The organism is Campylobacter jejuni (assembly GCF_001457695.1).
Classification (GTDB): Bacteria; Campylobacterota; Campylobacteria; order Campylobacterales; family Campylobacteraceae; genus Campylobacter_D; species Campylobacter_D jejuni.
The window spans coordinates 88,245-114,657 of the sequence record NZ_LN831025.1; the positions used below are offsets into that span (position 1 = coordinate 88,245).

Here is a 26,413-nt window from a genome sequence, read left to right on the forward strand (position 1 = left end):
CATTAAAATAAAAAAATTATAGAGTAAAGTAAATTACATTGTATTATTATTAATTATTTTGTGTATTTTAGTAATATCATAAATATTAAATAAATATAAAAATAGAACAAGATAAAAATCTTATTCTAAAGGGGTAGCAGCTGTTAAAGGTGGGGTTATAATCATTAGTTCATTTACTTCAGCAAAAAAATTAGGATCTAAGGTGCAAGGGGCTATTCCAAAGCGTTTTTGTATAGGAATATTTGGATTCAAAAAAGTTACTATACATTCATCAGATTCTAAAACTAAAGAACGAATTTGCACAGCTGAAGTTGTTGTTGGCATTATAGAAAATACAGTTTCTAATTTACCATCTTTTAGATCATCTTGACAAGATTTTGCTCCAAAGGTTCCATCTTTTAAGATGGCCAAACAAAGATCGCTTTCCTTTGGATTTATAAATTGCACATAACCAAAAGGAAGTTCATCAGCTAATTTATCTTTTTGTTTTAACTCATCGCTTAAAACAATTTCTTTAATATTCCAAATTTTGATCAATAGGATCTTTTGAGGTATCCCTAAAGGCGCTTAAAAAAATTCCCGTTTCCAAACTTCTTATAGAAACCATTTCGGTAAAATCTTTCAAATCTCCAGTAGGAGTTGCAAAGGTTAAAGTTATAAACATAAAAAACAAAGTAATAATTTTTTTCATATTAAATGTCCTAAAATTTACTGAAAATGATCTTAAACTTGCAAGCATTAAAATCGCAGCTAAAGGCGGTGGAGTATAGGTTTGTTGTCTATTTGAATTTCCTATAATTGCATAATCAAGAGTTCTTCCGCTTGCTTGAGTTGCACTAGTTGGAAAAACCACTCTAATTCTATTTGCTAATTCTCTATCCGCTGTACTTGTTATAGTAGAAGGATCACGGTTAAAATCCTCTGCTATCATCCAGTTAACTTGAGACATATTTGCAAAATGTGTATCTACGGCTGTGATAATTGCTTCTACATCTGTTCCTCCATTGGCTAAAGCATGGATATTGAAAAAAGCATCATTTCCATTGCGAATTCCTATAATGGGTCTTGAAACTGTAGTAGGTGGAGGTAAAACAATCACTTCTTCAGCCTGTGTTCTTGAAACTATAGCTAAATTTCACGATTAGCTCCTACATCAACGCGAGAATAATAAAAACCCTATCAGGCCTTGAAAGAGTTCCCAAATTCCACTCATATTCATCAATAGGTGTTCCACCTTGTACACATGGCGTCCTGTTGGAGTGGCTGTTCTTGGTAAAGTTTCTGCTTCTTGTATCATTAAGATATCTAAGGGGTTTGCTCCACTTACAAGTTGTCTTACGCTAACACTCCATTTGCTTTCTGTGGCTGCGGATGAGCCTTGCAAATTCCAAGTGCCAACATTAAAATTTTCTAAATTTGCAAAAGTAAGGTTAAAAGATAAAAATAAACATATAATTTTTTTCATCGTACCTCTCCTTGGCGATATAAAGGTTTTGCGGTAAAAGGTGGAGTAGTTAAAAACCATTGTTGATCAAAATTATCTTTTTTTGCACACTCTACGGTAAAAATTTTAAAAACCTTGTGAAAATCACCATAAAGATTTGTAATAGGTGCTTGTATGCATTTTCCATTTCCTAAATTTTTAATTTGAACTGCTGTGTTGCTCATAGGGATAAATTTCCACATTTGTGCGTGATTGCTTGCATCGCAAGGATAATGGACAATTCCATTGCCATAAGCATTAAGACAAGTATTGGTTTTGGCATTTTTAATCATTGTAAAATCATTAGGATAAAGCAAAAGTTGCCAAACTCTAGCATCGCCAAATCCTTTACTATCGATTAAAGTATAGCCCCAAATCAATTTCCTTGTGCTAAAGCCCAAACCGTTAAAGCTGCTCCGCTAGGGCCTAAAATGGTTAAAAAATCAGAAACCGCAGGGCGATTTTCAAAAATTAAAACATCATTAAAAGCTTCGTCTTTAAAGCGAGGATTGATCCCATTTACTGCATTATTGTTGGCACTATTGCTTGTTCTAGTTAAAGGTGGGGTAATAGGAATAATAGGTACTAAATCAGCACCGCTAATTAAACTTGGAATTTCTTGATTGGTAGGAAAAGTAGGTTCAAGTCCTAGTTTTAAAGGATCAGTATCTTCAAATTCTCCAAATGAATGCCCCAAAGGATTTACATTTTCAAATTTAGAAGAACATGCATTTAAAGAAAAAAAGTCATAAAACAACATAAAATAAAAACTATAATTTTTTGCATTAAAAACCTTGATATGTATTGAAATTTTTAAGAAAATAATAACATAAATTTCATTATAATTTTCCGCTTTTTAAAAATGTTTTATTTTGTTGTTTTTAAAGGTAGAATTTACATGTATCTTAAACACTTATATTTTAGCATCTCTCAAATTTTTAATTTTTACAAAGAAGGTTTTAAAAATTTAACTCTTGGAAAGACCCTTTGGAAAATTATCTTTATCAAACTTTTTGTTATGTTTGTGATTTTAAAACTTTTTGTTTTTGATGTAAATTTTAATTCTATTTTTAAAAGCGACAAAGAAAAAAGCACTTTTGTACTCAAAAATCTTACACTCGAAGGAAAATAAATGAACGAACTTAGTAGCGTTGATTGGTCAAGAGCGCAGTTTGCCTTAACTGCACTTTATCATTTTTTGTTTGTGCCTTTAACCTTAGGCTTGTCTTTTATGATTGCTATCATGGAAACCATCTATGTAAAAACTAAAAATGAAAGATGGAAAAAAATCACCAAATTTTGGCTTTCATTATTTGCCATAAATTTTGCTATCGGTGTAGCTACAGGCATTATAATGGAATTTGAATTTGGAACAAACTGGGCAAATTATAGCTGGTTTGTGGGTGATATTTTTGGCGCACCTTTAGCGGTTGAAGGTATTATGGCATTTTTCTTAGAGGCTACTTTTTTTGCAGTTATGTTTTTTGGCTGGGATAAAGTAAGTAAGGGTTTTCACTTGCTTTCAACTTGGTGTGTGGCTATAGGAAGCAATCTTTCTGCTTTTTGGATTTTAGTGGCAAATGGTTGGATGCAATATCCTGTAGGAATGAGCTTTAACCCTGATACAGCAAGAAATGAAATGCAAAACTTTTTTGAAGTAGCGCTTTCTCCTGTAGCTATTTCAAAATTTTTACATACCATAGGCAGTGGTTATGTGATTTCAGCTTTATTTGTAATGGGAATTTCAGCTTGGTTTATGTTAAAGGGACGCCATATTATCGAGGCTAAAAAAAGCTTAGTTGTAGGAGCTAGTTTTGGTTTGGTTTGTTCAATCTTTTTATTTTTCAGTGGAGATGAAAGTGCTTATCGTGTAACTCAAACTCAACCTATGAAACTTGCAGCTATGGAAGGGGTTTATCAAGGCGAACATCGTGCAGGGCTTGTGCCTTTTGGAATTTTAAACCCTAAAAAAACCATAGATAATAACGAAAGTGTGTTTTTATTTGACATTACTATACCTTACGCTCTTTCTATACTAGGAAACCGTGATCCAAATTCTTTTGTTCCAGGAATTGAAGATTTGATCTATGGAAATGAAAGCAAAGGTATAGAACCTATGCAAAATCGTATCGATAGAGGAAAAATCGCTATACAAGCTCTAAAAGACTATAAACTTGCTAAAGAAAACAATGATACAATAGCTATGGCAAATCACAAATCCATTTTAGAAACTCATTTTAAAGATTTTGGTTATGGATATTTAGAAAAACCAAGCGATACTATTCCGCCTGTGGCTTTAACTTTTTATAGCTTTCATATCATGGTTGCTTTAGGAAGTTTTTTCTTTTTGCTTTTCATCGTTACACTTTATCTTACTATGGCAAATGATATTGAGAAATTTAGAAAAGTACTTTGGGTGTGTTTATTATCCATTCCATTGGGTTATATCGCCGCTGAAGCAGGTTGGATCGTTGCTGAAGTAGGCAGACAACCTTGGGCAATTCAAGACTTACTTCCTGTACATATCGCAGCAACACAACTTGGAAAAGTCAATGTTCAAATTTCATTTTGGATTTTTGCAGTGCTTTTTACAGCCTTATTGATTGCAGAAGTTAAAATCATACTTGCTCAGATTAAAAAAGGTTTTGACGCACATGTAGGACATACTCCACTTATGGGCAAAGGAGAAAAATAATGTTTTTTGGTTTAGAACTTGAAGGTTTGCAAATTTATTGGTGGTTGATTTTAAGTTTGCTCGGCGGACTTTTAGTTTTTATGTTTTTTGTCCAAGGTGGACAGACTTTAATCGATGAGCTTAGCAAGGATGAGCTTGAAAAAACCATGCTAATCAATTCTTTAGGGCGTAAATGGGAGCTTGGTTTTACAACTCTCGTACTTTTTGGCGGAGCAGCTTTTGCAGCTTTTCCACTTTTTTATAGTACAAGTTTTGGCGGAGCTTATTGGGCTTGGCTTTGTATTTTATTTTGTTTTATTTTACAAGCTGTGGCTTATGAGTATCGTAAAAAAGAAAATAATGTTTATGGCTCTAAAACCTATGAAATTTTTCTTAAAATCAATGGATATTTAGGGGTATTTTTAATCGGAGTTGCCTTAAGTAGCTTTTTTAGCGGTTCTGAATTTATCTTAAATGAGCATAATTTTGTTTCTTGGCAAAATCCTTTGCACGGCTTAGAACTTTTACTTAATCCTTTTAATTATCTCTTAGGCTTAGCTTTAGTATTTTTAGCAAGGCTTTTAGGCGCAGCGTATTTTATAAACAATATCAATGATGAGAATATCAAAATAAGAGCTATGAAAAAACTTATGATCAATAGCATTTTGTTTTTACCTTTTTTCTTAGGTTTTTTAGCGTGGATTTTCTTAAAAGATGGTTTTAGTGTAGATGTAAATGGAGTTGTAAGCATGAGTGCGAATTTGTATTTATATAATTTCTTAAATCAAATGATTTTTGCTATCTTGCTTGCTATCGGTGTGATTTTAGTGCTTTTAGGTATGGTTCAAGGAGCAAAAGGTTGCTCTAAAGCTATTTTTACCCTAGGACTTGGAACGGTTTTAACAGTTTTTGCTTTATTATCAAGCATTGGTTTAGGTCAAAGTGCTTTTTACCCATCTTTAAGTGATTTGCAAAGTTCTTTAACTTTAAAAAATGCAAGTTCAAGCTATTATACTCTAAGCGTCATGGCTTATGTGTCTTTACTTGTATCTTTTGTTTTAGCTTATATTATCTATGTTTGGAATGCAATGGATAAAGTAAAAATCACACGCGAAGAAATCGCAAATGATGATCACGCATATTAAGGAGAAAAAATGTTACATGCTTTGTTTTTATTGGCTTGGCCTTTAGTAATTTATCTAAGCTATAAATTTATAATGCTAAATATCAATCAATTAGAAAAAGATAGCAAACTATAAAGCAAGATAAGATTTAAACCGATATAAGTATAAATCTTTTCAAAATATTGCAATTTGCCCATTTTTGGGCATCTTTTAATCATAAATCTTTTAAAGCTTCATTAGCAGCATCAAGGGCGTGAATAAGGCTTGTGTCAAAAATTTTGATATTTGTATCATTTTTGGATATTAATAAACCAATTTCAGTGCAAGCTAAAAGCACTCCTTTTGCCCCTTTTTCTTGTAGTTTTTTTATAATATTTAAATATTTTTCTTTAGAATCTTGCTTGATTTCACCTTTGCAAAGCTCATTAAAAATGATATCATTAACGATTTTTATATCTTCATCACTAGGAGTAATAACGCTAATATTTTCTTCAATCAGCATTTTTTTATAAAAATCCTGCGTCATTGTGTATTTAGTACCCAATAAACCAATTTTTTGTATGTTTTCTTGTTTTAAAGCCTTAGCAGAACTTTTTGCAATATGTAAAATAGGGATATTTATATTTTGTTGAATTTCATCAAAAACCTTATGCATAGTATTAGTTGCAATTATTATAAAATTAGCCCCTGCAAGTTCTAATTTTTTAGCACATTGAGTCAAAATTTGTGCAGCTTCTTGCCATTTATCTTGGCTTTGTAAATTTTCTATTTCTTCAAAATTAACACTGTAAAGTAAAATTTTTGCAGAATTTAAAGATTTTAATTTATCATTTATAGCTTGATTTATTGTTTTATAATAAGTAATAGTGCTTTCAAAACTCATTCCGCCTATAATACCAATGGTTTTCATTTTTCTCCTTAAGAATTAATTTTTGAGTCGTTTTATTACAATATATTTCATAGAAATATGATTTATTTTTAAATAAATAAATATATTTTAATATTTTTATTAAAGTTTAAAATAATTTTTTAAACTATTTTCCAATCTATAGGAATTTTACCAACTTTTTTTAAAAATTCATTAGCCTTTGAAAAATGCTTACAACCTAAAAATCCTGTTCTAGCTAAAGGGCTTGGGTGAGCTGCTTTTAAAATCAAATGCTTAGTATTATCAATCAAAATCTCCTTGTTTTTTGCGTAATTTCCCCAAAGCATAAAAACAAGCCCTGATTTTTCATTACTTAATTTATGTATTATAGCATCACTAAATTCTTGCCAACCCCACGAACTATGGCTAGCTGCTTTATTTGCTTCAACGCTAAGAATAGAATTTAAGAGCAAAACTCCTTGTTTTGCCCAAGAGCTTAAATCTCCGCTTTTTGCTGGAGTGATGTTTAAATCATTTTGCAATTCTTTAAAAATATTATTAAGACTTGGTGGGATTTTTACATTTTTTGGAACCGAAAAACTAAGCCCCATTGCTTGATTTGGTTGATGATAAGGATCTTGTCCTAGGATAATAATTTTAATTTCTTTTAAAGGACATAAATTAAAAGCATTAAAGATTAAATTTGCAGGCGGATAAATAACTATATTTTGATTAATCGCATTTAGGTATTGTTTTTTGATTTCTAGAAAATATTTTTTTTGAAATTCGTCTCTTAAAAATTCTTTCCAGTCATCATTTATTTTAATCTTATCTATGTTTATTGTAATTTCTTCCATATTATCCCTAATTATTTAAATTATTAAAAATTTTATTCTAACAAAAAAGCTTGCAAAAATATATTAATTTTTTTTGAAGTAAATAAAATTTTTTATATTAATAAAAATTAAATATAAAGACATAATAGGATATAAAAATACTTAATTTATTGTATTTGAAAGTAGTTTTATTATTAACCAATTATTAACTAAAAATGCAATATCATTATTTTATGATTTAAATCAAAAATTTTTGATTTTAAATTAAAATACTTTTATGAAAGGTTCAAAATGGGAACAAGAAAAGAACATGATTTTATTGGGGAATTAGAAATCTCTGATGAGGTTTATTATGGAGTGCAAACTTTTAGAGCTGTTGAAAATTTTGATATTTCTCATGATAGATTAAAAGATTTTCCTCGCTTTGTTAGAGCTTTGGCTAGAGTAAAAAAAGCTGCAGCTATGGCAAATCATGAATTAGGTCTTTTGGATAAAAATATCCAAGATGCGATTATTAAAGCGTGCGATAAAATTTTAGAAGGCGGATATTATGATCAATTTGTAGTAGATATGATCCAAGGAGGTGCTGGAACAAGTACAAATATGAATGCTAATGAAGTTATAGCAAACATAGGACTTGAACTTATGGGTCATAAAAAAGGTGAATACCAATATCTTCATCCAAATGATCATGTTAATTTAAGTCAAAGTACTAATGATGCTTATCCTACAGCTTTACACCTTGCCTTGCATGATTATTTAAGCGATTTGGCAAAAGCTATGGAACATCTAAAAAAAGCTTATGAGAGAAAAGCTGAAGAATTTAAAGATGTTCTTAAAATGGGTAGAACCCAACTGCAAGATGCTGTACCTATGACTTTAGGTCGTGAATTTAAAACTTTTGCTGTAATGATAGGCGAAGATATACAAAGAGTATTAGAAGCTAGAAAATTAATTTTAGAGATCAATTTGGGTGGAACTGCTATTGGAACGGGAATTAATTCTCATCCTGATTATCCGAAGGTTGTAGAAAGAAAAATAAGAGAAGTGACAGGTTTTGAATATACTGTGGCTGAGGATTTGATCGAGGCGACTCAAGATACGGGAGCTTATGTACAAATTTCAGGTGTTTTAAAACGTGTTGCAACAAAACTTTCTAAAGTATGTAATGACTTAAGACTTTTAAGCAGTGGTCCAAAATGTGGTCTTAATGAGATTAATCTTCCAAAAATGCAACCAGGTAGTTCTATCATGCCAGGTAAGGTAAATCCTGTTATTCCTGAAGTAGTTAATCAAGTTTGTTATTTTGTTATTGGAGCAGATGTAACTGTAACTTTTGCTTGTGAGGGTGGACAATTACAACTTAATGTTTTTGAACCAGTTGCAGCGTATAGCTTATTTAATTCTATTGTAATGCTAGAAAAAGCAATGTATACTTTAGCTGATAAATGTATAGATGGTATTACTGCAAATGAAAAAATTTGTTCAGACTTCGTCTATAATTCAGTAGGTATAGTAACAGCTTTAAATCCTTATATTGGTTATGAAAATTCAGCTTCTATAGCTAAAGAGGCAATGAACACTGGAAAAAGAGTGGCTGATATTGCGCTTGAAAGAGGGCTTTTAAGTAAAGAACAAATTGATGAAATTTTAACTCCATCAAATATGCTAAATCCTCACATGGAAGCTAAAAAATAGCATTTTAGGATTTAATATGGATATAATGATAATTTTGCAAGTAATCGTCCTTCTTGGGGCGATTTTTATCGGTATTCGCCTAGGCGGCATTGCTATAGGTTATGCTGGAGGATTAGGTGTAGTTATACTAGGACTTGTTTTAGGTATGAAACCTGGTAATATTCCTTGGGATGTTATTTTAATTATTGCTGCAGCTATTGCAGCAATTTCTGCTATGCAACAAGCAGGTGGACTTGATTATATGGTAAGGGTGACAGAAAAAATTTTAAGATCAAGCCCTAAATTTATAAATTATTTAGCTCCAGCTTGTGGATGGTTGCTTACAATCTTAGCAGGAACAGGAAATGCAGTATTTTCTTTAATGCCTGTTGTAGTTGATGTTGCAAAATCTCAAAATATAAAACCTAGTGTTCCACTTTCATTAATGGTTGTTTCTTCGCAAATTGGAATCACTGCTTCTCCTGTGAGTGCAGCTGTGGTTTATATGAGCGGCGTTTTAGAGCCACTTGGATGGAATTATCCAACTTTAATTGGAATTTGGATCAGTACAACTTTTATAGCTTGTATGCTTACAGCTTTTATAGTGAGTTTAATCACTCCTATGGATTTAAGCAAAGATAGCGTTTATCAAGAACGCTTAAAAGCAGGACTTGTTAAAGATGCAGGAGCTATTTTACATGGTGAAGATAAACCGGGTGCTAAACTTTCAGTAGGAATTTTTTTGATCACTGTTTTGGCAGTTGTACTTTATGCAACCGCAATTTCAAGCAATATTAAATGGATTGATCCTGTTGTGGTTCCAAGAGATGCAGCTATTATGAGCTTTTTACTTACTGCAGCAACTTTGATCACTTGGCTTTGTAAAGTTGAACCAGGTAAAATTCTTGATACCAGTGTATTTAAAAGTGGTATGACTGCTTGTGTTTGCGTTTTTGGTGTAGCATGGCTTGGAAATACTTTTGTTGCAGGACACGAAGCTTCTATTAAAGAAGTAGCAGGCGACTGGGTTAAACAAACCCCTGCTATGTTAGCAGTTGCATTTTTCTTTGCAAGCATGCTTTTATATTCTCAAGCAGCAACCGCAAAGGCCATTGTACCTGTAATTATCACCGCTTTAGGAATTTCAGCAGCAAATCCGCATGATTCTTATATGCTTGTAGCTTGTTTTGCAGCAGTTTCGGCACTTTTTGTGCTTCCAACTTATCCAACCTTACTTGGTGCTGTGCAAATGGATGATACAGGAACGACTAGAATTGGTAAATTTATATTTAATCACTCTTTCTTTGTACCAGGAGTTTTAGCTATTGCAATTGCTGTAGCATTAGGCTTTGTATTAGCTCCTATGCTTATTTAAATCAAACCCTAGGTTTTTCTCTCCTAGGGTTAAAATTTTTTCATTAGTTTTTAAGTATATACTACGCTATAATATTCATTTTTAATTTTCTTTAAGAAAGGAATTTAATGAAGATAAAAGTTGGGTTGATTTTTTCAGGTATTGTTTGCCTTTTTTTAACAGCTTGTGTTAATCAGGTTAAACAAAATACAACATTTGAAAATGCTTTAACACAAAAATATTGTGGTGATGATTTTTTCAATCAAAATTTAGAAAAAATTAAAAAAAATGATGATGTCATTTATACAGGATTAAATGCAGGTTTGATTGCTAGAAATTGTGGTGATTTTAACAAAAGTAATGTATTTTTTGATGCTGCGGAAGAATCTTATAAATATGATGTGGATTTAGAAAATGTAGGCTCTAAAGCAACTAAATTTGTTGGTACAACCTTGCTTAATGATACTATAGTAGATTATGATGGTTCTTTATATGAAAGAATTATGGTTAATATATATAAAGCTCTAAACTATATGGAAGAAGATGATTATGAAAATGCAAGAGTTGAGTTTAATCGTGCTTTAATGCGTCAAGATAAGGCAAAAGAATATTTTGCTAAAGAAATTGAAAAAAATCGTGCTGATTTAGATAAGGCAAAAGAAGATAAAAATTATGATAAAAATATGAATGAAAATTCAAAAGTTATAGAAGAGCAATATGACAACTTATTTAAAGAATTTGATACAACAAAAAATTTCATAAATCCTTATGCGACTTATCTTGCTTCAATATTTTTCTTTATGGATAAAGATTATAGAAAAGCTGCAGATTTATTTAGAGAAGTAGCTATTATTTATCCAAAAAATAAAACTATCAAAAAAGAGGCTAAAATTTTTAAAGAATATGCCACAAAAATAAAAGTCAAAAAAGCTAAAAAATATGTTTTTGTAGTTTATGAAAATGGATTTGGTGTAGTTAAGGATGAATTTGCTTTAACCTTACCTTTTATAGTGGATAAAAAAATTATTAGCACAAATATTGCTTTACAAACCTTGAAAAAAAGGGAAGCTTCTTTTGTAAATTTAAATATAAATGGTCAAAATACAAATGATTTTGTAGATTTAGACAATATTGTCGCTACTGAATTTAAAATAAATATGCCTGCAATGATTGCTAAAGCCTTAGCTCAAACTATAATTAAAACCACTTTAAATGTAGCTGTTGCAAATAATGACTCTACAGGTGGATGGCTAAGTCTTGCAACAGCAGTAGCAACTGCTGCAACCAATAAAGCTGATGTGCGTTCTTGGAGAGGTTTACCAAAAAGTATTGCCATAGCAACAATAGAAAACGACGGAAATTTAGAAATCAAAGATCCACAAGGTAATATTTTGTTTCAAAAATCATTGGATAAAAATAAAAATGCTCTTGTGATAGTGCGTTCTTTTGCTCCGTATTTACCCGCAAGTGTTGCTATCATGGAAAAATAAGGCTAAAAGATGAAAAAAATTATTTTATTTATTTTAATGTTTTTACTTAGTGCTTGTGCACCAAGTTATCAAATAAATTCAAATCAAAATACTGTAATTTTAGGTTTAAATTTACCAAAAAGTTTAGTAAAACAATTTCAAAAGCGTATAAATAGCAATGGTTATTTAGAATTTGAAGTGATTTTACGCAGTACTTTTGCTAAAGATTTAATTTATAAAGTGGATTGGTTAGATAAAGATGGTTTTGTGCTAAGAGATGTTTTAAATGAGGACTATCAAGCTCTTAGAATTCCAGCAGGACAAGAGGTGATTCTTCGTAAACTTGCATCTGATATAAGAGCGAAGGATTTTAGATTAGAAATTAAAGCAAAAAATTAATCTCATTTTAGGAAGGATAAATCATGAAAAAAACAAAAATTTTAGGAACAGCTCTTATTGGAGCTTTGCTTTTTAGTGGTTGTGCGCAAACAGCTTATACAGATGGAAAGGCAAGTCAGGTGAAAAAAGGCGATGCTTTAACTTTGGGTCTTGATAGACAAGATTTTGAAAGTGCAGCTGAAACTATGATAAATAGTATGTTAAGCGATCCTGCTTTTGCAAATATTAAACCAGGTACAAGAAAGGTTATTGCTATTGGTAGGGTTGTGAATGATACCCCGCAAAGAATCGATACTGAAAAACTCACCGCAAAAATCACTTCTGCATTAAGAAAATCAGGTAAATTTGTTCTAACTTCAGCAGTTGCTGCAGGCGGAGCACTTGATAGCATGAGTGAAGATGTAAGAGAATTAAGAGATAATGATGAGTTTAATCAAAAAACCATAGCAAAAAAAGGGACATTGGTATCGCCTGATTTTTCTCTTGCGGGTAAAATTAGACAAGATAATGTAAAACTTAGCAATGGTAAAACTCAAGTAGAATACTTTTTCTTACTAAGACTTACTGATTTAACATCAGGTTTAGTTTATTGGGAAGATGAACAAACTATTGATAAAACCGGTTCTAGTAAATCAGTTACTTGGTAAAATAAAAATTAATTTATGAATAAAATTTTTTAGCTCAAGTGTTTAGCTTGGGCTTTTTTTATGATTTTTAAAAGGATACGAAATGAAAAAAATATTATTTATCGGCTCTTTAGTTATGGCAAGTTTACTTTATGCACAAGGTTCCCAGCCTGTAGAAATTACACAACAAGATATAAATACTCAAAATGAAATGTCTGACGCAAGTACTAAGGATATTACCCCAAAATCAATTGAAGGTTTTTTTGAAGAATTTGCGGATAATTTCGGTATAGAATATGGTATAACCAAAGATGGAAAAACTTTTTATACAGGAAAAAGTACTGTTGCTGTAAATGATACTGATCCACAATTTGCACAAGCTTTACAAAATGCTTATCAAAAAGCAATGTTAAATTTGCAAAGCGAATTTATAAGAGATGCTTTTGGAAGAATTGCTACAAGCAGGATTCAAAATTATGAAGCAGATAATTCTACGAATGCTAAGGAATTTGATGAATTGCCAAAAGGTGATAAGGTTGATCAAATTTTAAATAAACTTACACAATTAGCTGGTGCTCAGCTTGATAAGGCATTAAAAGATTTAGGTATAGATACAAATTCTTTAAGCGAAGACAGAAAAAAGACTTTATTAAAGCAAGAATTTCTTAATAAAACTATGACAAATGCCATAGGTTCTATGAGTGGACTTGTTCCTGTGCAAACTATAGTTACACAAAGAAGAGGTGAGTATGATGTAGGTGTTATTGCTGTTATTTCCAATAAAACTCGCCAATTAGCAAAAGATATGGCACTAGCAAGACAGAGTGCTATTAAGGGTAAAGGCAAGGCAATAAGTGAGTATCTGCCAAAAGATACAAAAGGCTTTTTAAATGAATATGGAATTCGCTTAGTTTATGATGAAAATGGTGCACCTATTATTTTAAGTTATGGAAACTGGGGTTATGTAGCAGATCCTAGCAATGCTAAAAAAACAAATATTTTAGAAGATAGAGCCAAAGAAACAGCACTTACTATGGCTGATGCTGCTATTATAGAGTTTATTAATACAAATTTAAGTCTTAAAGATGAAAGAACAACTGGTGATACTTACGAGGAAATCATCAAACAAAGTATTAATGTTAATGATAGTTCCACTCAAGAACAAACTCAAAACATAACAAATATTATTGACAAAGTAAATAGTAAAATAAAAGCAAGCGCAAGCGGTAAAATTCGTGGTATTCGTACTCTTAAAAAATGGAGCTATACAAGTGAAAATGGTATTGAACATGTAGGAGCTGTGAGATTTTATTCTTATGAAAATTTAGCTAACACAAATGAGGCTTTAAATTCAAAGTCAAATGCAACAAAAAATGAAGCTAAAAAATCTTCTAGCATACAAAGAAGCTCTAATGTTGTAAATAGCATGGATGATTTTTAAAGGTAAAAGATGAAAATAATTAAAATTCTTTTTTTAGGCTTATTTTTAAGCCTAAGTCTTAATGCTAAAGTTATAACCACAACTTCAACAAAATCAAGCACAGGTGAAGGCACAGGCTTGACTAGGGAAGATGCGATAAACAATGCCATTATAGAGGCTATAGGAAAAATGAGCGGAGTAAGCATCAATTCTCTTAAGAAATCTAACACTAGCGTTTCAACTGATAATTCAGGTTCAAACATACAAGATAATTACAGCGAGCAAATTTCAAAAGCCACCAAAGGTAGAGCCGATACTTATGAAATCAATAGTGTTGAACAAGATACAAATGGTAAATATACAGCCAATGTAACGATTTTTAAAACCACAACAACAAAAAAGTATCAAGCTCCAGGTTTAAGTGCAGATAATAGAAGAAGTATTACTGTTTTTGATTCTACTCCAGATGCTGCAAAAAGAGGCATAGGCTCAGCTTTACAACAAAAAATCATTTCTGATTTATTGCAAAGTCGTAAATTTAATGTTTTAGACCGTGATTCTAGTGGCTATTATGAAATGGAAAAAGCTTTAATCAAAAGTGGTGACGCAGCTAGTGATGAAGTTTATAAACTTAAAAATGTGTTAGCAACTGATTATATTTTATTGTTTTCTATTTCAGGACTTGAAGGTAAACAAAAAACAAGCAATTTAACAGGAAAAAGCAAAACTGAAATTGAAGTTATCGTAGATTATCGTGTGCTTTTATTTGCTACAAGACAAATTAAATTTTCTAATACTTTAAGTATGAAAGTCAATCTTAAAGACAATAGTCTTAGTGCCAATGAAGCTGCACTCAAACAAATTGCAAATCGTATTGCAGGAGATATTTTAAATGCAATTTATCCTTTGAAAGTTGCAAGCGTTGAAAACAATGAAGTAGTATTTTCTCAAAGCTTAAATCAAGGTGATGTTTATGAATGTTTTGCTCTTGGGAAGGTTATAAAAGATACTTATACAAAAGAAAATACAGGAAGAGTAGAAAGCAAAACAGGAAGTATTGAAATCACTCGCACAAGCCCTAAACTTTCTTATGCAAAAATCACAGAAGGTAGTGTAAAAGTAGGCGATATTTGTAGACCTTTAATCGGTAGCAATAGTGGAAATGGCTACACTATAGGTCGTGATGCAAATTATCAAACCCAAGAAGGTGGCGGAGTAAATCTAGGCTTTTAAATTTTTAGAGTTTGATTTTTCTCAAACTCTAAATCCTTTCTTAAATTCATCAAAAATTAAAGAAAAATTTTGTAAAATCGAAATTTTATTAAACCACTAAAGCTTTTAAATCCGTTATTGCGGTGCTTTATGGTACTACCAATTTATAAGGAAAAGCAATGTATGCTATTATCAAACACAGCGGAAAGCAATACAAAGTAAGTGTTGGCGATGAGCTAAAACTAGATCACTTTGAAGCTGAAAGCAAAGCAAGTATTGAAGTAAGCGAAGTTCTTGCTATCAATGATAAAGAATTAAAGGTAGGTGCGCCTTTCGTAGCAGGTGCAAAAGTTGTTTTGGAAGTGATCAATCACGGAAAAGATAAAAAAGTTGTGATTTACAAAAAAAGACGCAGAAAAGATTCTAAACTCAAACGCGGTTTCAGAAGACAATTTACTCGCGTTGTAGTAAAAGATATCAAAGCTTAAGGAGTAAAGAATGGCACACAAGAAAGGTCAAGGTTCAACTCAAAATAACCGCGATTCTATAGGTCGTCGTTTAGGTGTTAAAAAATTTGGTGGCGAGTTTGTTAGAGCTGGAAATATCATCATCCGCCAAAGAGGAACTGCAACTCATGCAGGTAACAATGTAGGTATGGGAAAAGATCATACTATCTTTGCTTTGATTGATGGTTTTGTAAAATTCGAAAGAAAAGATAAAGATAGAAAAAAAGTTTCTGTATATCCTGCATAAGTTTTTAGGACGCTTTTTTAGCGTCTTGAAAACTTTAAATTTATAAATTTAACTTCTTTTATTTACTCAAATTTAGCTTTATAAATTTAAAGTCAAAGGCAATTTAAATGTTTATTGATAGTGTTAAAATTACTTTAGCTTCAGGCGATGGTGGCAAAGGTGCTGTAAGTTTTCGCCGTGAAAAACATGTTCCACTTGGTGGCCCTGATGGAGGAGATGGTGGAAATGGTGGCGATATTATTTTCGTATGTGATAATAATACTCACACTCTTGTAAATTTCAAAGGCAAAAGAGAATTACGTGCGCAAAATGGTGCTGGTGGAATGGGACGCAATAAAAATGGCAAAAAGGGTGAAAATTTAGAACTTATAGTGCCCGAAGGAACACAAGTTATCGATGCACAAACTAATGAAATTTTACTCGATCTTACCAAAGAAGGACAAAGAGAGCTTTTTTTAAAAGGTGGAAAAGGTGGACTTGGCAACACTCATTTTAAACACGCCACTAATCAACGCCCCGATTACGCACAACCTGGTATAAAAGGAGAAAGTCGTTTAGTCAGACTCGAGCTTAAACTTATTGCCGATGTAGGGCTTGTAGGCTTTCCAAATGTAGGAAAATCTACTCTTATAAGTGTTGTTTCAAATGCAAAACCTGAAATTGCAAATTATGAATTTACCACCCTTACTCCAAAACTTGGACTCGTAGATGTAGATGAGTATAATTCTTTTGTAATGGCTGATATTCCAGGGATTATCGAAGGAGCAAGTGGGGGTAAAGGCTTAGGACTTGCCTTTTTAAAGCACATAGAAAGAACGAGCTTTTTACTTTTCGTGCTAGATCCTATGAGAGAAATGCCTTTAAAAGAACAATTTATAGTACTAAGAAAAGAACTTGAAAAATTTTCCAATGAACTTTTTGGGCGTAAATTTGGCATCATGATTTCAAAAAGTGATAGTGTTAATTTAGGAGAAGAATTTGCCGAGCAAATTGCTTTAAACATTAATGAGTTAGAAAATTATCTCAAAGAAATAAATAATCCGCAAAGCTTTTTAATCAAAGTTTCAAGCCTTGAAAAAACAGGACTTAAAGAACTTAAATTTATGCTTTTAGAAGAAATTAAAACTTTAAGAAATAACAAATAAAAATTTTAACAATCTAGGAAGTGTTTTATATTAAAAATTTCAAACACTCCCTATTTTTTCAAAAAATAACTAGTTTATATGAAATTTTGGCTAAAATTATAAAAATTTTTCAAGGAATAAGCATGAAAAGAATAGTTGTTAAAGTGGGTTCTCATGTGATTAGCGAAGAAAACACTTTAAGTTTTGAGCGTCTTAAAAATTTAGTCGCATTTTTAGCTAAACTCATGGAAAAATATGAAGTAATTTTAGTAACTTCAGCGGCTATTTCAGCAGGACACACCAAACTAGATATCGATAGAAAAAATCTCATCAATAAACAAGTTTTAGCCGCTATTGGACAACCTTTTTTAATCAGTGTTTATAACGAGCTTTTAGCCAAATTTAATAAACTAGGTGGACAAATTTTACTTACAGGTAAGGATTTTGATTCTAGAAAAGCTACCAAACACGCAAAAAATGCTATCGATATGATGATAAATTTAGGAATTTTACCTATTATCAATGAAAATGACGCTACAGCTATAGAAGAAATTGTCTTTGGTGATAATGACAGCTTAAGTGCTTATGCTACGCATTTTTTTGATGCGGATTTGCTTGCGATTTTAAGCGATATTGATGGATTTTATGATAAAAATCCTAGTGAATTTAGTGATGCAAAGCGTTTAGAAAAAATCACTCATATTAAAGAAGAATGGCTACAAGCAACCATAAAAACAGGTAGTGAGCACGGAACGGGTGGTATAGTAACCAAACTTAAGGCAGCTAAATTTTTACTTGAACACAATAAAAAAATGTTTTTAGCAAGTGGCTTTGATTTAAGTGTGGCAAAGACATTTTTATTAGAAGATAAACAAATAGGCGGAACTTTGTTTGAGTGATTTAAATAAAATACCCAAAGAAACTAAAGCTCGTCAAACAGGAAGAAAGGGTGAGAGAATTTTTAGTTATTCTATTCCACTAGATTGGATAGAAAGTAAAATTCCCGGAGAAAATGATTATGGTCTTGATTATCTTATACAATATGAAAAAGATGGCAAACTAACTTATCCATTTTTTGTTCAGTTAAAAAGTAAAGAAAAATACAGGATAAAATTTCTATTACGCTTAAAGTTAAAACTTTAAATTATTATTGCAATTGTGGGCTTGTTATGATAGTTGCTTGCGATATTCAAAAAAAGAAGTGTTATTATGAATTTTTAGATGTTTTGTTAGAAAATAGCACTAGTTTTGATAAGAAAAAAGCAAAACATTTAATATACCACTAAAAAACGAAATTACAAAAGAATTAGATATTTTAAATGAATTAGAAAAAAGATCAAACATAAATCATGTATCAAATATTGATAGATCAAATCAAAATATTGAAAATAAGTTGCCAAAAAATGATTCATTTTTTAATCAAGTTATAAAAGCTAAAATAGATAAAGATAAATTTACTCATTTAAAAAATAATGTTTACATCAGTGCTTATATACCTTATAAACATAGACTAGATCTTTCTATGCTTGTAATGTTTAATATTGATGGTTTGGATAAAAATATGTTTACACTTTCGAAAGATTATATTTTAGAAAAATTATTTTCTGGCTATAAAGCAGATCTTAATGAAAGAGAATGGATTGCCTTTTAAGACAGCGATGATAAAGAAAAATATATGGTAACCATAGGATTTAGTAGTTTTTTCTTGCCTAAAAAAACTTGCCAAGAATTTGCAAATGGATTAGATCAATTGTTTGATGTTTATTATAACAGAATGCAAACATTAGAAAATAATTTAAAAGCTTGTTTTTATCCAAAATTTTATAAATATAAAAATGCTTATAAGCTTATAAAAATTGATAAAAATTTATGGGAAAAGATGATTTTATTTATCAAAAATAATGAAAATAAAAAAGCTAAGATGCAATATTATCTTGTAGGTAACAATATGCAAGTGGATTTTCAAAATAAAGAAAAAAATGTTCATGGAAATTTAATTATTAGTTTTGAAATTTATAGAGATGATGTTATTTTGGTCTGGAATAGTCTTTATTGGGAGTTTGATAGATTTACTTCTTTAGATCTAGAAAAAAGTCTGCTTAATGTAGAAGATACGCACAAATGGTTGATTGATGAATTTATACCACTTGTGATTTATGATTACAAAAGAAAAAAATACGAAGAGCGATTTTTGTATAAAATTTTTAATTTTATGAAAATTAATAAGACTTTAACCTTTCATGATTTTATAAAAAATTTCAAGGTTGAAGAATATGTAAAATCAGACTATAAGCAAAACGATATAGAATTTTTACTTAATAGGTGTGAAAGTTTGCAGCCTTATTGTAAAAATGATAATGATATACTTTTTGATAATGAAGCTTTTATTTCTCTTTATGAGGGATTGCTTATTTTAATCCAAAATTGTTCCAAGTTAGATATATGCTATATTTATGGAAATCTAGGAAATATTAGTTTTGATGGAGAAAAAAATAAAGAAAATTTAATAATAGGTATTCAAAATTATTTAAAAGATAATTTTAAATTTGAAAGCAATTGCAATGTGGTTGATTTGATTTTACGCAATTATATAGCACTTATTAGAGAGAATAAACAAATGCTCGATGTTAATATAATTTCAAAACTTGTAGTAAAATTACAAAATACAATAAAAATCAGCCAAATGATTGATTTAAAATTTAAACAAAAATAAATTAAATTCCTTTAAAATTCCATAATTTCTATATTTAAAACCTTATAAATTTTTAAAGATGCTCTAAATTAAAATGGATATTTTTGTATCTTACTTCTCATCAGCAATTAAGGTGTAGGGTTTATAGCCAATGTATATAATTGAATTAAAGATAGATAATGTTTAAAAAAGTTAAATACGAATAATGAAAAGAGAAATTTATATTAGAAAAATTTAGAGTTTTAAAATATTTCAAGTAAGGCCAATATTTAGAGTATCAAAAGCTATATATTGTAAATTATTTTTTTAAAATATCTGCGATGTAATATAAAATAAGTGGTACAAATGATAGAAATATATGAAAGGTTTCTTGAAATTCTAAGCCAAAATAACATTATAAATATTTTTTTGGATTGGATTTGATAATAAAGCTTTAAATTCAAATTTGTTATAATTAAGGCTTTTAATTTCACACAAAGCGAAAAAATGAAAAAAATTATTTTTATGGGTACTCCATCTTACGCAACTTGTATTTTAAAAGCACTAGTAGAAAATGAAAATTTTAAACTCGTAGCACTTTTTACCCAGCCTGATAAAGCCGTAGGTAGAAAGCAAATTTTAACTCCAAGTGATACTAAGGCTTTTTTAAGTCAAAATTATCCTAGTATTCCTATTTTTACTCCAAGTTCTTTAAAAGATGAAAATATTATAAGAGAGATTAAGGATTTAAATCCTGATTTTATCGTGGTTGCTGCCTATGGAAAAATTTTACCTAAAGCCATTTTGGATTTAGCACCTTGTGTGAATTTGCATGCTTCTTTACTTCCAAAATACCGTGGTGCCAGTCCGATCCAAAGTGCGATTTTAAACAAAGATGAAAAAAGTGGAGTTTGCACCATGCTCATGGAAGAAGGGCTTGACACAGGTGCTATACTTGAAAGCTTAGAATGTGATATAAAAGATAAAAATTCAAGTGAAGTTTTTGAACTTTTAGCAAATTTGGCCGCTAAGCTCATCCTCTCTACTCTTTTAAATTTCGATAAAATCACCCCTAAAAAACAAGAGGAAAGTCTAGCAACACTTTGTAGAAAAATCAAAAAAGAAGATGGGCTTATAAATTTGCAAAATGCAAGAGAACTTTATCAAAAATATCTAGCTTTCACCCCTTGGCCTGGAGTTTTCTTGGAAAATGGACTTAAATTCTTAGAACTTGAACTTGTGGATGAATTAAAACAAAATGCTAAGATGGGTGAAATTTTAGAATTAGAAAAAGAAAGTTTTTTGCTTGCTTGCAAACAAGGAGTTTTGCGTATTAAAAAACTTCAAGAAAGTGGAAAAAAAGCTCTTGATGGCAGGACTTATTTAAATGGAAAAAGGCTTAAAAGTGAAGATAGTTTGTGTTGAAAGTATAGACTCAACTCATCTTTTTTTATGCGAGCAAATACGCAATGGAAAGATTGATGAAAATTTTGCTATTTATGCTTTAGAACAAACAAATGGAGTTGGAAGTAGGGAAAATTCTTGGCAAAGCTCTAAAGGAAATTTACATCTTTCTTTTTGTATTAAAGAAGAAGATTTACCAAAAGATTTACCTTTAGCTTCTGTGAGTATTTATTTTGCTTATTTACTTAAAGAAGTTTTACAAGAAAAAGGTTCTAAAATTTGGCTTAAATGGCCTAACGATCTATATTTAGATGATAAAAAAGCTGGAGGAGTTATAAGTGCTAAAATTTCAAATTTTATCATAGGCGGTATGGGTTTAAATCTGAAATTTTCACCCCAAAATACAGCTTTATGCGATATAGAAATTTCGCTTAAAGATTTAGTGAGTGAGTTTTTGCAAAAAGTAGAAAAAAAAATTTTATGGAAGAATATTTTTAGCAAGTATATGTTAGAATTTGAAAAATCAAGAAAATGTAGCGTCCATCATGAAGGTAAAGTTTTTTCACTTGAAAATTCTTTTTTGTACGAAGATGGTTCAATTTTACTAGGCGATAAAAGGGTGTATAGTTTAAGATGAGCGAAATTATTACAATAGCAAATCAAAAAGGTGGAGTAGGAAAGACTACAACAGCAGTAAATTTAGCCGCTTCTTTGGCTGTGGCTGAAAAAAAAGTACTTTTGATTGATGTTGATCCACAAGCTAATGCGACTACAGGGCTTGGTTTTAATCGTAATAATTATGAGTATAATATTTACCATGTTTTTATAGGAAGAAAAAAGCTTTCAGATATTATTTTAAAAACAGAATTGCCACAACTTCATTTAGCTCCTTCAAATATAGGTCTTGTAGGTATAGAACAAGAGCTTGCTAAAGGTGAAAATAATGAGAAAAAAATGTTACTTAAAAATCAAATTCAAGAAGTAATTGATGAGTATGATTTTATTATTATTGATTCTCCACCCGCCCTTGGAAGTATTACTATAAATGCTTTTGCAGCAAGTGATAGCGTAATTATCCCTATACAGTGTGAATTTTATGCGCTTGAGGGTGTAGCTATGGTTTTAAATACAATTAAAATTATCAAAAAAACTATTAATTCTAAACTCAGGGTTCGTGGATTTTTACCGACAATGTATAGCTCTCAAAATAATCTTTCTAAAGATGTTGTAGATGATTTGAAACAAAATTTTAAAAAACAACTTTTTACTATTAATGGAAACGAAGATGACTTTATTGTGATCCCTCGCAATGTAAAACTTGCAGAAAGTCCAAGTTTTGGAAAGCCTATAATTCTTTATGATATTAAATCGCCAGGTTCTGTTGCTTATCAAAATTTGGCGTATTCTATATTAGGATAATTATAATGGGGTTAAATAAAGATAGGGGTTTAAGTAGTTTAATCAGTGATATGGATACTGTTTATAGCAAAGAATTGGGTTTTGATAAAAATCAAAGCACTATGATAGAAATTGATCAAATTTCACCCAATCCATTTCAGCCAAGAAAGAATTTTGATCAAGAAGCTTTAGATGAGCTTGCTAATTCTATCAAAGAATTTGGACTTATTCAGCCTATTATTGTATTTAAAAAAAATAATAAATTTATTTTAATTGCTGGGGAACGTCGCTTAAGAGCAGTGAAAGCATTAGGAAAAAAAGAAATTCTAGCTTTTATTGCTGATATTGATGAGAATAAGCTTAGAGAATTGGCTCTTATTGAAAATATACAAAGAGAGAATTTAAACCCTATTGAGCTTGCTAATTCTTATAAGGATTTAATGCAAGTTCATAAAATTACTCAAGAGAATTTAGCAGAACTTATTCATAAGTCTCGTACTCAAATAACAAATACTTTAAGACTTCTGAATTTAGATATTAGAACTCAAGAGTTGATTGCTTCTGGAAAAATTTCTCAGGGTCATGCTAAAGTTTTGGTTGGTTTAGATCAAAAAGATGAAAAAATGTTGGTTGATAGTATAATAGGTCAAAAACTTAATGTTAGAGATACTGAAAAAATAGTTAAAAAAATAAAAAATAATGAAAGCTTGCCTAATCAAGAATTTGAAGATGAAATAAAAAAATTAAAACAAATACTAAATCGCTTTGGATTTGACTGCAAAAATAAAAATAATGATTTTGTAATTCATTTAGAAAATATTGATAAAATTAAAAAATTAATCAAAATGCTTGAAAAGCTTTAACCAAAATCTTAGCTTTTTTATGGTAAAATAGTCCTTCGAAAATTCTAACCAAGGAGAATTATGTTTGAAGATATGCATCCTTCCATAATGCTTGCTACTATGGCTATTTTTTTAGCTATGATAGTTATTTTAAATAGTATGCTGTATAAGCCGCTTTTAAAATTTATGGATGAAAGAAATGATTCTATAAAAAATGATGAGAATAAAGTAAAAGAAAATTCTCAAGAAGTTTTAGGTGTGAATGATGAATTAGAAGCTATTCATATTAACACTAGAGAAGAAATTCAAAAAATTAAACAAAGTGCTATAGCTGCTGCTAAAGAAGAGGCAGAGCAAATTCTTAGAAGCAAGAAAGAAGAATTAGAAAGAAAAATGGCCGGTTTTTATGCAGATTTAGCCGTTCAAAAAAAAGAGTTGCAAGAACATTTAAACATACATTTACCTGAGCTTAAGCAAGCTTTGCAAAATAACATAAAGAAAATTTAAGAGGAGAGAAATGAGTAAGTTATTCTTTATTATATTTTTACTACCTTTATATGCTTTTGGTGCATCAAATGGTAGTGGAGAATATGATATTATTCCAAGGACTATTAATTTTCTAATTTTTGTGGCTATATTGTATTATTTTGTTGCAACTCCATTTAAAAATTTTTACAAAAACCGTATTGTAAAAATTTCTTCTAAACTTGATGAAATTCAAAAAAAACTTTTAGAAAGTAAAGCTAAGAAATTAGACATGATGAAAAAACTTGAAGAAGCTAAGGCAAGTGCTACTGCCGCTTTAGTTACAGCAAAAAAAGAAGCTGAAATTTTAGTTCAAAATATTAAGAAAGAGACTCAAGATGAGTTAGATTTACTTCAAAAACATTTTGAGGAACAAAAAGATTATGAATTTAGAAAAATGGAAAAAGAATTAGTATCAAATACTTTAAATGAAATTTTTTCTGATCCAAATATGACATTAAAACAGAGTGAAATAATAGAACTTATGATGAAGAAGGTATCTTAAATATGGAAAATATAATTGCAAGAAGATATGCAAAAGCGATAGCTTCAAGAGCTGATATAAATGTTTTTTATCAGAATTTGTGTATTTTAAATTCTGCTTTTGTTTTGCCAAAATTTAAAAATATTATAGAATCTAACGAGATTAAAAAAGAAAGAAAAATGGAATTTCTTGATTCTTTTTTTGATATTAAAAATTCTAGTTTTCAAAATTTTTTAAGACTTTTGATTGAAAATTCAAGATTAGAATGCATTCCTCAAATAGTTAAAGAACTTGAAAGACAAAAAGCTTTTAAAGAAAATATTTTTGTTGGTATTGTATATTCTAAAGAAAAATTAAGTCAAGAAAATCTTAAAGATCTTGAAGTCAAACTTAACAAAAAATTTGATGCAAATATTAAACTAAACAATAAAATCAATCAAGATGATAGTGTTAAAATAGAATTAGAAGAATTAGGTTATGAACTTTCTTTTTCTATGAAAGCTCTTCAAAATAAGCTAAACGAATATATATTGAAAATTATCTAAGGAGAAAAAGTAAATGAAATTTAAAGCTGATGAGATCAGTTCAATAATCAAAGAAAGAATTGAAAATTTTGATTTAAATCTTGAAATTGAAGAAACAGGAAAGATTATTTCTGTAGCTGATGGTGTTGCTAAGGTATATGGACTTAAGAATATTATGGCTGGAGAAATGGTAGAATTTGAAAATGGTGATAAAGGAATGGCCTTAAACCTTGAAGAGTCGAGTGTAGGTATTGTTATACTTGGAAAAGGAGAAGGTTTAAAAGAAGGTGCTTCTGTAAAAAGACTTAAGAAATTACTTAAAGTTCCAGTAGGTGAGGCTTTGATTGGCCGTGTTGTAAATGCTTTAGGTGAGCCAATTGATGCTAAAGGTGTGATCAATGCTAATGAATATCGTTTTGTTGAAGAAAAAGCAAAAGGTATTATGGCGAGAAAAAGTGTTCATGAGCCTTTACATACAGGAATTAAAGCTATTGATGCACTTGTGCCAATTGGTCGTGGTCAAAGAGAGCTTATCATAGGCGATAGACAAACAGGTAAAACTACTGTTGCTGTTGATGCTATTATATCTCAAAGAGGTCAAGGAGTTATCTGTATATATGTTGCAATTGGTCAAAAGCAAAGTACAGTGGCACAAGTGGTTAAAAGACTAGAAGAACATGGTGCTATGGAATATACTATTGTTGTAAATGCCGGTGCTTCAGATCCTGCGGCTTTACAGTACTTAGCTCCATATACTGGTGTAACCATGGGTGAATTTTTTAGAGATAACGCAAAACATGCTTTAATTGTTTATGATGATTTGAGCAAGCATGCTGTAGCTTATCGCGAAATGTCTTTGATTTTACGTCGTCCTCCAGGTCGTGAAGCTTATCCAGGCGATGTTTTTTACCTTCATTCAAGATTGCTTGAAAGAGCAAGCAAGCTAAATGATGAATTAGGTGCTGGTTCTTTGACGGCATTGCCGATAATTGAAACACAAGCAGGAGATGTTTCTGCTTATATTCCAACTAATGTTATTTCAATTACAGATGGACAAATTTTCTTAGAAACTGATTTATTTAACTCAGGAATTCGTCCTGCAATTAATGTTGGTTTATCAGTATCTCGTGTAGGTGGGGCTGCTCAAATTAAAGCTACAAAACAAGTTTCAGGCACATTAAGACTTGACCTTGCTCAATATAGAGAGCTTCAAGCTTTTGCACAATTTGCTAGTGATTTAGATGAGGCAAGTAGAAAACAACTTGAACGTGGACAAAGAATGGTTGAACTCTTAAAACAACCACCTTATTCTCCGCTTAGCGTTGAAAAACAAGTAGTTTTAATTTTTGCAGGAACCAAAGGTTTCTTAGATGATATTGCTGTTTCTAGAATTAAGGAATTTGAAGATGGAATTTATCCTTTTATTGAGGCAAAACATCCAGATATTTTTGAGCAAATTCGCTCTAAAAAAGCTTTAGATTCTGATTTGGAAGAAAAACTAGCTAAAGCCATTAATGAGTTTAAAGCAAATCATTTATAAGGTCTT

Annotated in this window: 27 protein-coding genes and 3 pseudogenes; 25 read left to right on the forward strand and 5 right to left on the reverse strand. The window is 30.4% G+C overall.

Annotated features, from left to right (window positions below):
- Positions 1-120 precede the first annotated feature (120 nt).
- The 3 pseudogenes from cdtC to cdtA form a co-directional block, all read right to left on the reverse strand.
- A pseudogene (cdtC, locus tag AT682_RS00390) lies at positions 121-691 on the reverse strand (cytolethal distending toxin subunit Cj-CdtC).
- Positions 692-694: 3 nt separating this feature from the next.
- A pseudogene (gene cdtB, locus AT682_RS00395) lies at positions 695-1,465 on the reverse strand (cytolethal distending toxin subunit B family protein); the annotation flags it as partial.
- A pseudogene (gene cdtA / locus AT682_RS00400) lies at positions 1,462-2,269 on the reverse strand (cytolethal distending toxin subunit Cj-CdtA). The pseudogenes cdtB and cdtA, both read right to left, overlap by 4 nt.
- A gap of 112 nt (positions 2,270-2,381) precedes the next feature.
- Here cdtA and AT682_RS00405 point away from each other — a divergent pair.
- The 3 genes from AT682_RS00405 to cydB are packed head-to-tail and all read left to right on the forward strand — an operon-like array spanning position 2,382 to position 5,302.
- On the forward strand, positions 2,382-2,615 hold the full coding sequence (locus AT682_RS00405; protein WP_002851632.1) for a DUF4492 domain-containing protein: 234 nt from the start codon (positions 2,382-2,384) through the stop codon (positions 2,613-2,615).
- The gene (gene cydA, locus AT682_RS00410) at positions 2,616-4,178 is read left to right on the forward strand and encodes a cytochrome ubiquinol oxidase subunit I (protein WP_002882253.1); all 1,563 of its coding nucleotides are present in this window, start codon (positions 2,616-2,618) and stop codon (positions 4,176-4,178) included.
- Positions 4,178-5,302 (forward strand): cytochrome d ubiquinol oxidase subunit II, encoded by a 1,125-nt coding sequence (cydB, locus tag AT682_RS00415; protein ID WP_002882254.1) that lies wholly within the window; start codon positions 4,178-4,180, stop codon positions 5,300-5,302. The genes cydA and cydB overlap by 1 nt, the downstream gene beginning before the upstream one ends.
- A gap of 193 nt (positions 5,303-5,495) precedes the next feature.
- On the opposite strand, the gene AT682_RS00425 is transcribed toward cydB, so the two are convergent.
- Together AT682_RS00425 and ung are read right to left on the reverse strand one after the other, a co-directional pair.
- Positions 5,496-6,191 carry an aspartate/glutamate racemase family protein gene (locus tag AT682_RS00425; protein ID WP_002851706.1) on the reverse strand — a complete coding sequence of 232 codons (696 nt, stop codon included), beginning with the start codon at positions 6,189-6,191 and terminating at the stop codon, positions 5,496-5,498.
- Positions 6,192-6,310: 119 nt separating this feature from the next.
- Positions 6,311-7,006, reverse strand: a complete 696-nt coding sequence (ung, locus tag AT682_RS00430) for a uracil-DNA glycosylase (protein ID WP_002859767.1) — start codon at positions 7,004-7,006, stop codon at positions 6,311-6,313.
- A 270-nt stretch (positions 7,007-7,276) separates the two neighbouring features.
- Between ung and aspA the strand changes: the two genes are divergently transcribed.
- The 22 genes from aspA (at position 7,277) to atpA (ending at position 26,407) form a co-directional block, all read left to right on the forward strand.
- A complete protein-coding gene (gene aspA / locus AT682_RS00435) occupies positions 7,277-8,683 on the forward strand; it encodes an aspartate ammonia-lyase (RefSeq protein WP_002854440.1) in 1,407 nt (468 codons plus the stop codon).
- A 16-nt stretch (positions 8,684-8,699) separates the two neighbouring features.
- On the forward strand, positions 8,700-10,037 hold the full coding sequence (gene dcuA, locus AT682_RS00440; protein WP_002883064.1) for an anaerobic C4-dicarboxylate transporter: 1,338 nt from the start codon (positions 8,700-8,702) through the stop codon (positions 10,035-10,037).
- A gap of 107 nt (positions 10,038-10,144) precedes the next feature.
- Positions 10,145-11,506, forward strand: a complete 1,362-nt coding sequence (locus AT682_RS00445; RefSeq protein ID WP_002883063.1) for a COG3014 family protein — start codon at positions 10,145-10,147, stop codon at positions 11,504-11,506.
- A 9-nt stretch (positions 11,507-11,515) separates the two neighbouring features.
- Positions 11,516-11,884, forward strand: coding sequence for a DUF1425 domain-containing protein (locus tag AT682_RS00450; protein WP_002883062.1), 369 nt, complete (start codon positions 11,516-11,518; stop codon positions 11,882-11,884).
- A gap of 23 nt (positions 11,885-11,907) precedes the next feature.
- The gene (gene lpoB / locus AT682_RS00455) at positions 11,908-12,531 is read left to right on the forward strand and encodes a penicillin-binding protein activator LpoB (protein WP_002851945.1); all 624 of its coding nucleotides are present in this window, start codon (positions 11,908-11,910) and stop codon (positions 12,529-12,531) included.
- Between the two features lie 82 nt (positions 12,532-12,613).
- Positions 12,614-13,951, forward strand: coding sequence for a DUF6844 domain-containing protein (locus AT682_RS00460; RefSeq protein WP_002883060.1), 1,338 nt, complete (start codon positions 12,614-12,616; stop codon positions 13,949-13,951).
- Positions 13,952-13,960: 9 nt separating this feature from the next.
- Entirely contained in the window at positions 13,961-15,163 is a 1,203-nt protein-coding gene (locus AT682_RS00465; RefSeq protein WP_002883059.1) for a CsgG/HfaB family protein, read from the forward strand.
- A gap of 158 nt (positions 15,164-15,321) precedes the next feature.
- Entirely contained in the window at positions 15,322-15,630 is a 309-nt protein-coding gene (gene rplU / locus AT682_RS00470) for a 50S ribosomal protein L21 (RefSeq protein ID WP_002778820.1), read from the forward strand.
- A 10-nt stretch (positions 15,631-15,640) separates the two neighbouring features.
- Positions 15,641-15,895 carry a 50S ribosomal protein L27 gene (gene rpmA, locus AT682_RS00475; RefSeq protein ID WP_002800974.1) on the forward strand — a complete coding sequence of 85 codons (255 nt, stop codon included), beginning with the start codon at positions 15,641-15,643 and terminating at the stop codon, positions 15,893-15,895.
- 107 nt (positions 15,896-16,002) lie between these two features.
- The gene (obgE, locus tag AT682_RS00480; RefSeq protein ID WP_002860584.1) at positions 16,003-17,040 is read left to right on the forward strand and encodes a GTPase ObgE; all 1,038 of its coding nucleotides are present in this window, start codon (positions 16,003-16,005) and stop codon (positions 17,038-17,040) included.
- A gap of 122 nt (positions 17,041-17,162) precedes the next feature.
- A complete protein-coding gene (gene proB / locus AT682_RS00485; protein ID WP_002883058.1) occupies positions 17,163-17,918 on the forward strand; it encodes a glutamate 5-kinase in 756 nt (251 codons plus the stop codon).
- Positions 17,911-18,162, forward strand: a complete 252-nt coding sequence (locus AT682_RS00490) for a DUF4365 domain-containing protein (RefSeq protein ID WP_002883057.1) — start codon at positions 17,911-17,913, stop codon at positions 18,160-18,162. Before proB ends, AT682_RS00490 begins: the two co-directional genes overlap by 8 nt.
- A 250-nt stretch (positions 18,163-18,412) precedes the next feature.
- A complete protein-coding gene (locus AT682_RS00495) occupies positions 18,413-18,670 on the forward strand; it encodes a hypothetical protein (RefSeq protein ID WP_002883055.1) in 258 nt (85 codons plus the stop codon).
- 24 nt (positions 18,671-18,694) lie between these two features.
- Positions 18,695-19,732 (forward strand): hypothetical protein, encoded by a 1,038-nt coding sequence (locus AT682_RS00500; RefSeq protein WP_002883053.1) that lies wholly within the window; start codon positions 18,695-18,697, stop codon positions 19,730-19,732.
- A gap of 465 nt (positions 19,733-20,197) precedes the next feature.
- Positions 20,198-21,115: a methionyl-tRNA formyltransferase gene (gene fmt, locus AT682_RS00505; protein WP_002860586.1), complete on the forward strand. Its 918-nt coding sequence runs from the start codon at positions 20,198-20,200 to the stop codon at positions 21,113-21,115.
- Positions 21,078-21,731, forward strand: a complete 654-nt coding sequence (birA, locus tag AT682_RS00510; RefSeq protein WP_002883052.1) for a biotin--[acetyl-CoA-carboxylase] ligase — start codon at positions 21,078-21,080, stop codon at positions 21,729-21,731. The genes fmt and birA overlap by 38 nt, the downstream gene beginning before the upstream one ends.
- Complete coding sequence (locus tag AT682_RS00515; protein ID WP_002851697.1) at positions 21,728-22,513, forward strand: ParA family protein; 786 nt, start codon at positions 21,728-21,730, stop codon at positions 22,511-22,513. The genes birA and AT682_RS00515 overlap by 4 nt, the downstream gene beginning before the upstream one ends.
- Before the next feature lie 5 nt (positions 22,514-22,518).
- Complete coding sequence (locus AT682_RS00520) at positions 22,519-23,355, forward strand: ParB/RepB/Spo0J family partition protein (RefSeq protein WP_002851919.1); 837 nt, start codon at positions 22,519-22,521, stop codon at positions 23,353-23,355.
- A 60-nt stretch (positions 23,356-23,415) separates the two neighbouring features.
- Entirely contained in the window at positions 23,416-23,841 is a 426-nt protein-coding gene (locus AT682_RS00525; RefSeq protein ID WP_002883051.1) for a FoF1 ATP synthase subunit B', read from the forward strand.
- Positions 23,842-23,851: 10 nt separating this feature from the next.
- Positions 23,852-24,364, forward strand: a complete 513-nt coding sequence (locus AT682_RS00530; protein WP_002883050.1) for a F0F1 ATP synthase subunit B — start codon at positions 23,852-23,854, stop codon at positions 24,362-24,364.
- Positions 24,365-24,366: 2 nt separating this feature from the next.
- A complete protein-coding gene (gene atpH, locus AT682_RS00535) occupies positions 24,367-24,888 on the forward strand; it encodes a F0F1 ATP synthase subunit delta (protein WP_002883049.1) in 522 nt (173 codons plus the stop codon).
- Between the two features lie 13 nt (positions 24,889-24,901).
- A complete protein-coding gene (gene atpA / locus AT682_RS00540; protein WP_002883048.1) occupies positions 24,902-26,407 on the forward strand; it encodes a F0F1 ATP synthase subunit alpha in 1,506 nt (501 codons plus the stop codon).
- Positions 26,408-26,413 lie beyond the last annotated feature (6 nt).

Coding starts and splice junctions, on each gene's coding strand:
- AT682_RS00405 (WP_002851632.1), top strand. CDS start 2,382: ATGTATCTTAAACACTTATATTTTAGCATCTCTCAAATTTTTAATTTT.
- cydA (WP_002882253.1), top strand. CDS start 2,616: ATGAACGAACTTAGTAGCGTTGATTGGTCAAGAGCGCAGTTTGCCTTA.
- cydB (WP_002882254.1), top strand. CDS start 4,178: ATGTTTTTTGGTTTAGAACTTGAAGGTTTGCAAATTTATTGGTGGTTG.
- AT682_RS00425 (WP_002851706.1), bottom strand. CDS start 6,191: ATGAAAACCATTGGTATTATAGGCGGAATGAGTTTTGAAAGCACTATT.
- ung (WP_002859767.1), bottom strand. CDS start 7,006: ATGGAAGAAATTACAATAAACATAGATAAGATTAAAATAAATGATGAC.
- aspA (WP_002854440.1), top strand. CDS start 7,277: ATGGGAACAAGAAAAGAACATGATTTTATTGGGGAATTAGAAATCTCT.
- dcuA (WP_002883064.1), top strand. CDS start 8,700: ATGGATATAATGATAATTTTGCAAGTAATCGTCCTTCTTGGGGCGATT.
- AT682_RS00445 (WP_002883063.1), top strand. CDS start 10,145: ATGAAGATAAAAGTTGGGTTGATTTTTTCAGGTATTGTTTGCCTTTTT.
- AT682_RS00450 (WP_002883062.1), top strand. CDS start 11,516: ATGAAAAAAATTATTTTATTTATTTTAATGTTTTTACTTAGTGCTTGT.
- lpoB (WP_002851945.1), top strand. CDS start 11,908: ATGAAAAAAACAAAAATTTTAGGAACAGCTCTTATTGGAGCTTTGCTT.
- AT682_RS00460 (WP_002883060.1), top strand. CDS start 12,614: ATGAAAAAAATATTATTTATCGGCTCTTTAGTTATGGCAAGTTTACTT.
- AT682_RS00465 (WP_002883059.1), top strand. CDS start 13,961: ATGAAAATAATTAAAATTCTTTTTTTAGGCTTATTTTTAAGCCTAAGT.
- rplU (WP_002778820.1), top strand. CDS start 15,322: ATGTATGCTATTATCAAACACAGCGGAAAGCAATACAAAGTAAGTGTT.
- rpmA (WP_002800974.1), top strand. CDS start 15,641: ATGGCACACAAGAAAGGTCAAGGTTCAACTCAAAATAACCGCGATTCT.
- obgE (WP_002860584.1), top strand. CDS start 16,003: ATGTTTATTGATAGTGTTAAAATTACTTTAGCTTCAGGCGATGGTGGC.
- proB (WP_002883058.1), top strand. CDS start 17,163: ATGAAAAGAATAGTTGTTAAAGTGGGTTCTCATGTGATTAGCGAAGAA.
- AT682_RS00500 (WP_002883053.1), top strand. CDS start 18,695: ATGGTAACCATAGGATTTAGTAGTTTTTTCTTGCCTAAAAAAACTTGC.
- fmt (WP_002860586.1), top strand. CDS start 20,198: ATGAAAAAAATTATTTTTATGGGTACTCCATCTTACGCAACTTGTATT.
- birA (WP_002883052.1), top strand. CDS start 21,078: ATGGAAAAAGGCTTAAAAGTGAAGATAGTTTGTGTTGAAAGTATAGAC.
- AT682_RS00515 (WP_002851697.1), top strand. CDS start 21,728: ATGAGCGAAATTATTACAATAGCAAATCAAAAAGGTGGAGTAGGAAAG.
- AT682_RS00520 (WP_002851919.1), top strand. CDS start 22,519: ATGGGGTTAAATAAAGATAGGGGTTTAAGTAGTTTAATCAGTGATATG.
- AT682_RS00525 (WP_002883051.1), top strand. CDS start 23,416: ATGTTTGAAGATATGCATCCTTCCATAATGCTTGCTACTATGGCTATT.
- AT682_RS00530 (WP_002883050.1), top strand. CDS start 23,852: ATGAGTAAGTTATTCTTTATTATATTTTTACTACCTTTATATGCTTTT.
- atpH (WP_002883049.1), top strand. CDS start 24,367: ATGGAAAATATAATTGCAAGAAGATATGCAAAAGCGATAGCTTCAAGA.
- atpA (WP_002883048.1), top strand. CDS start 24,902: ATGAAATTTAAAGCTGATGAGATCAGTTCAATAATCAAAGAAAGAATT.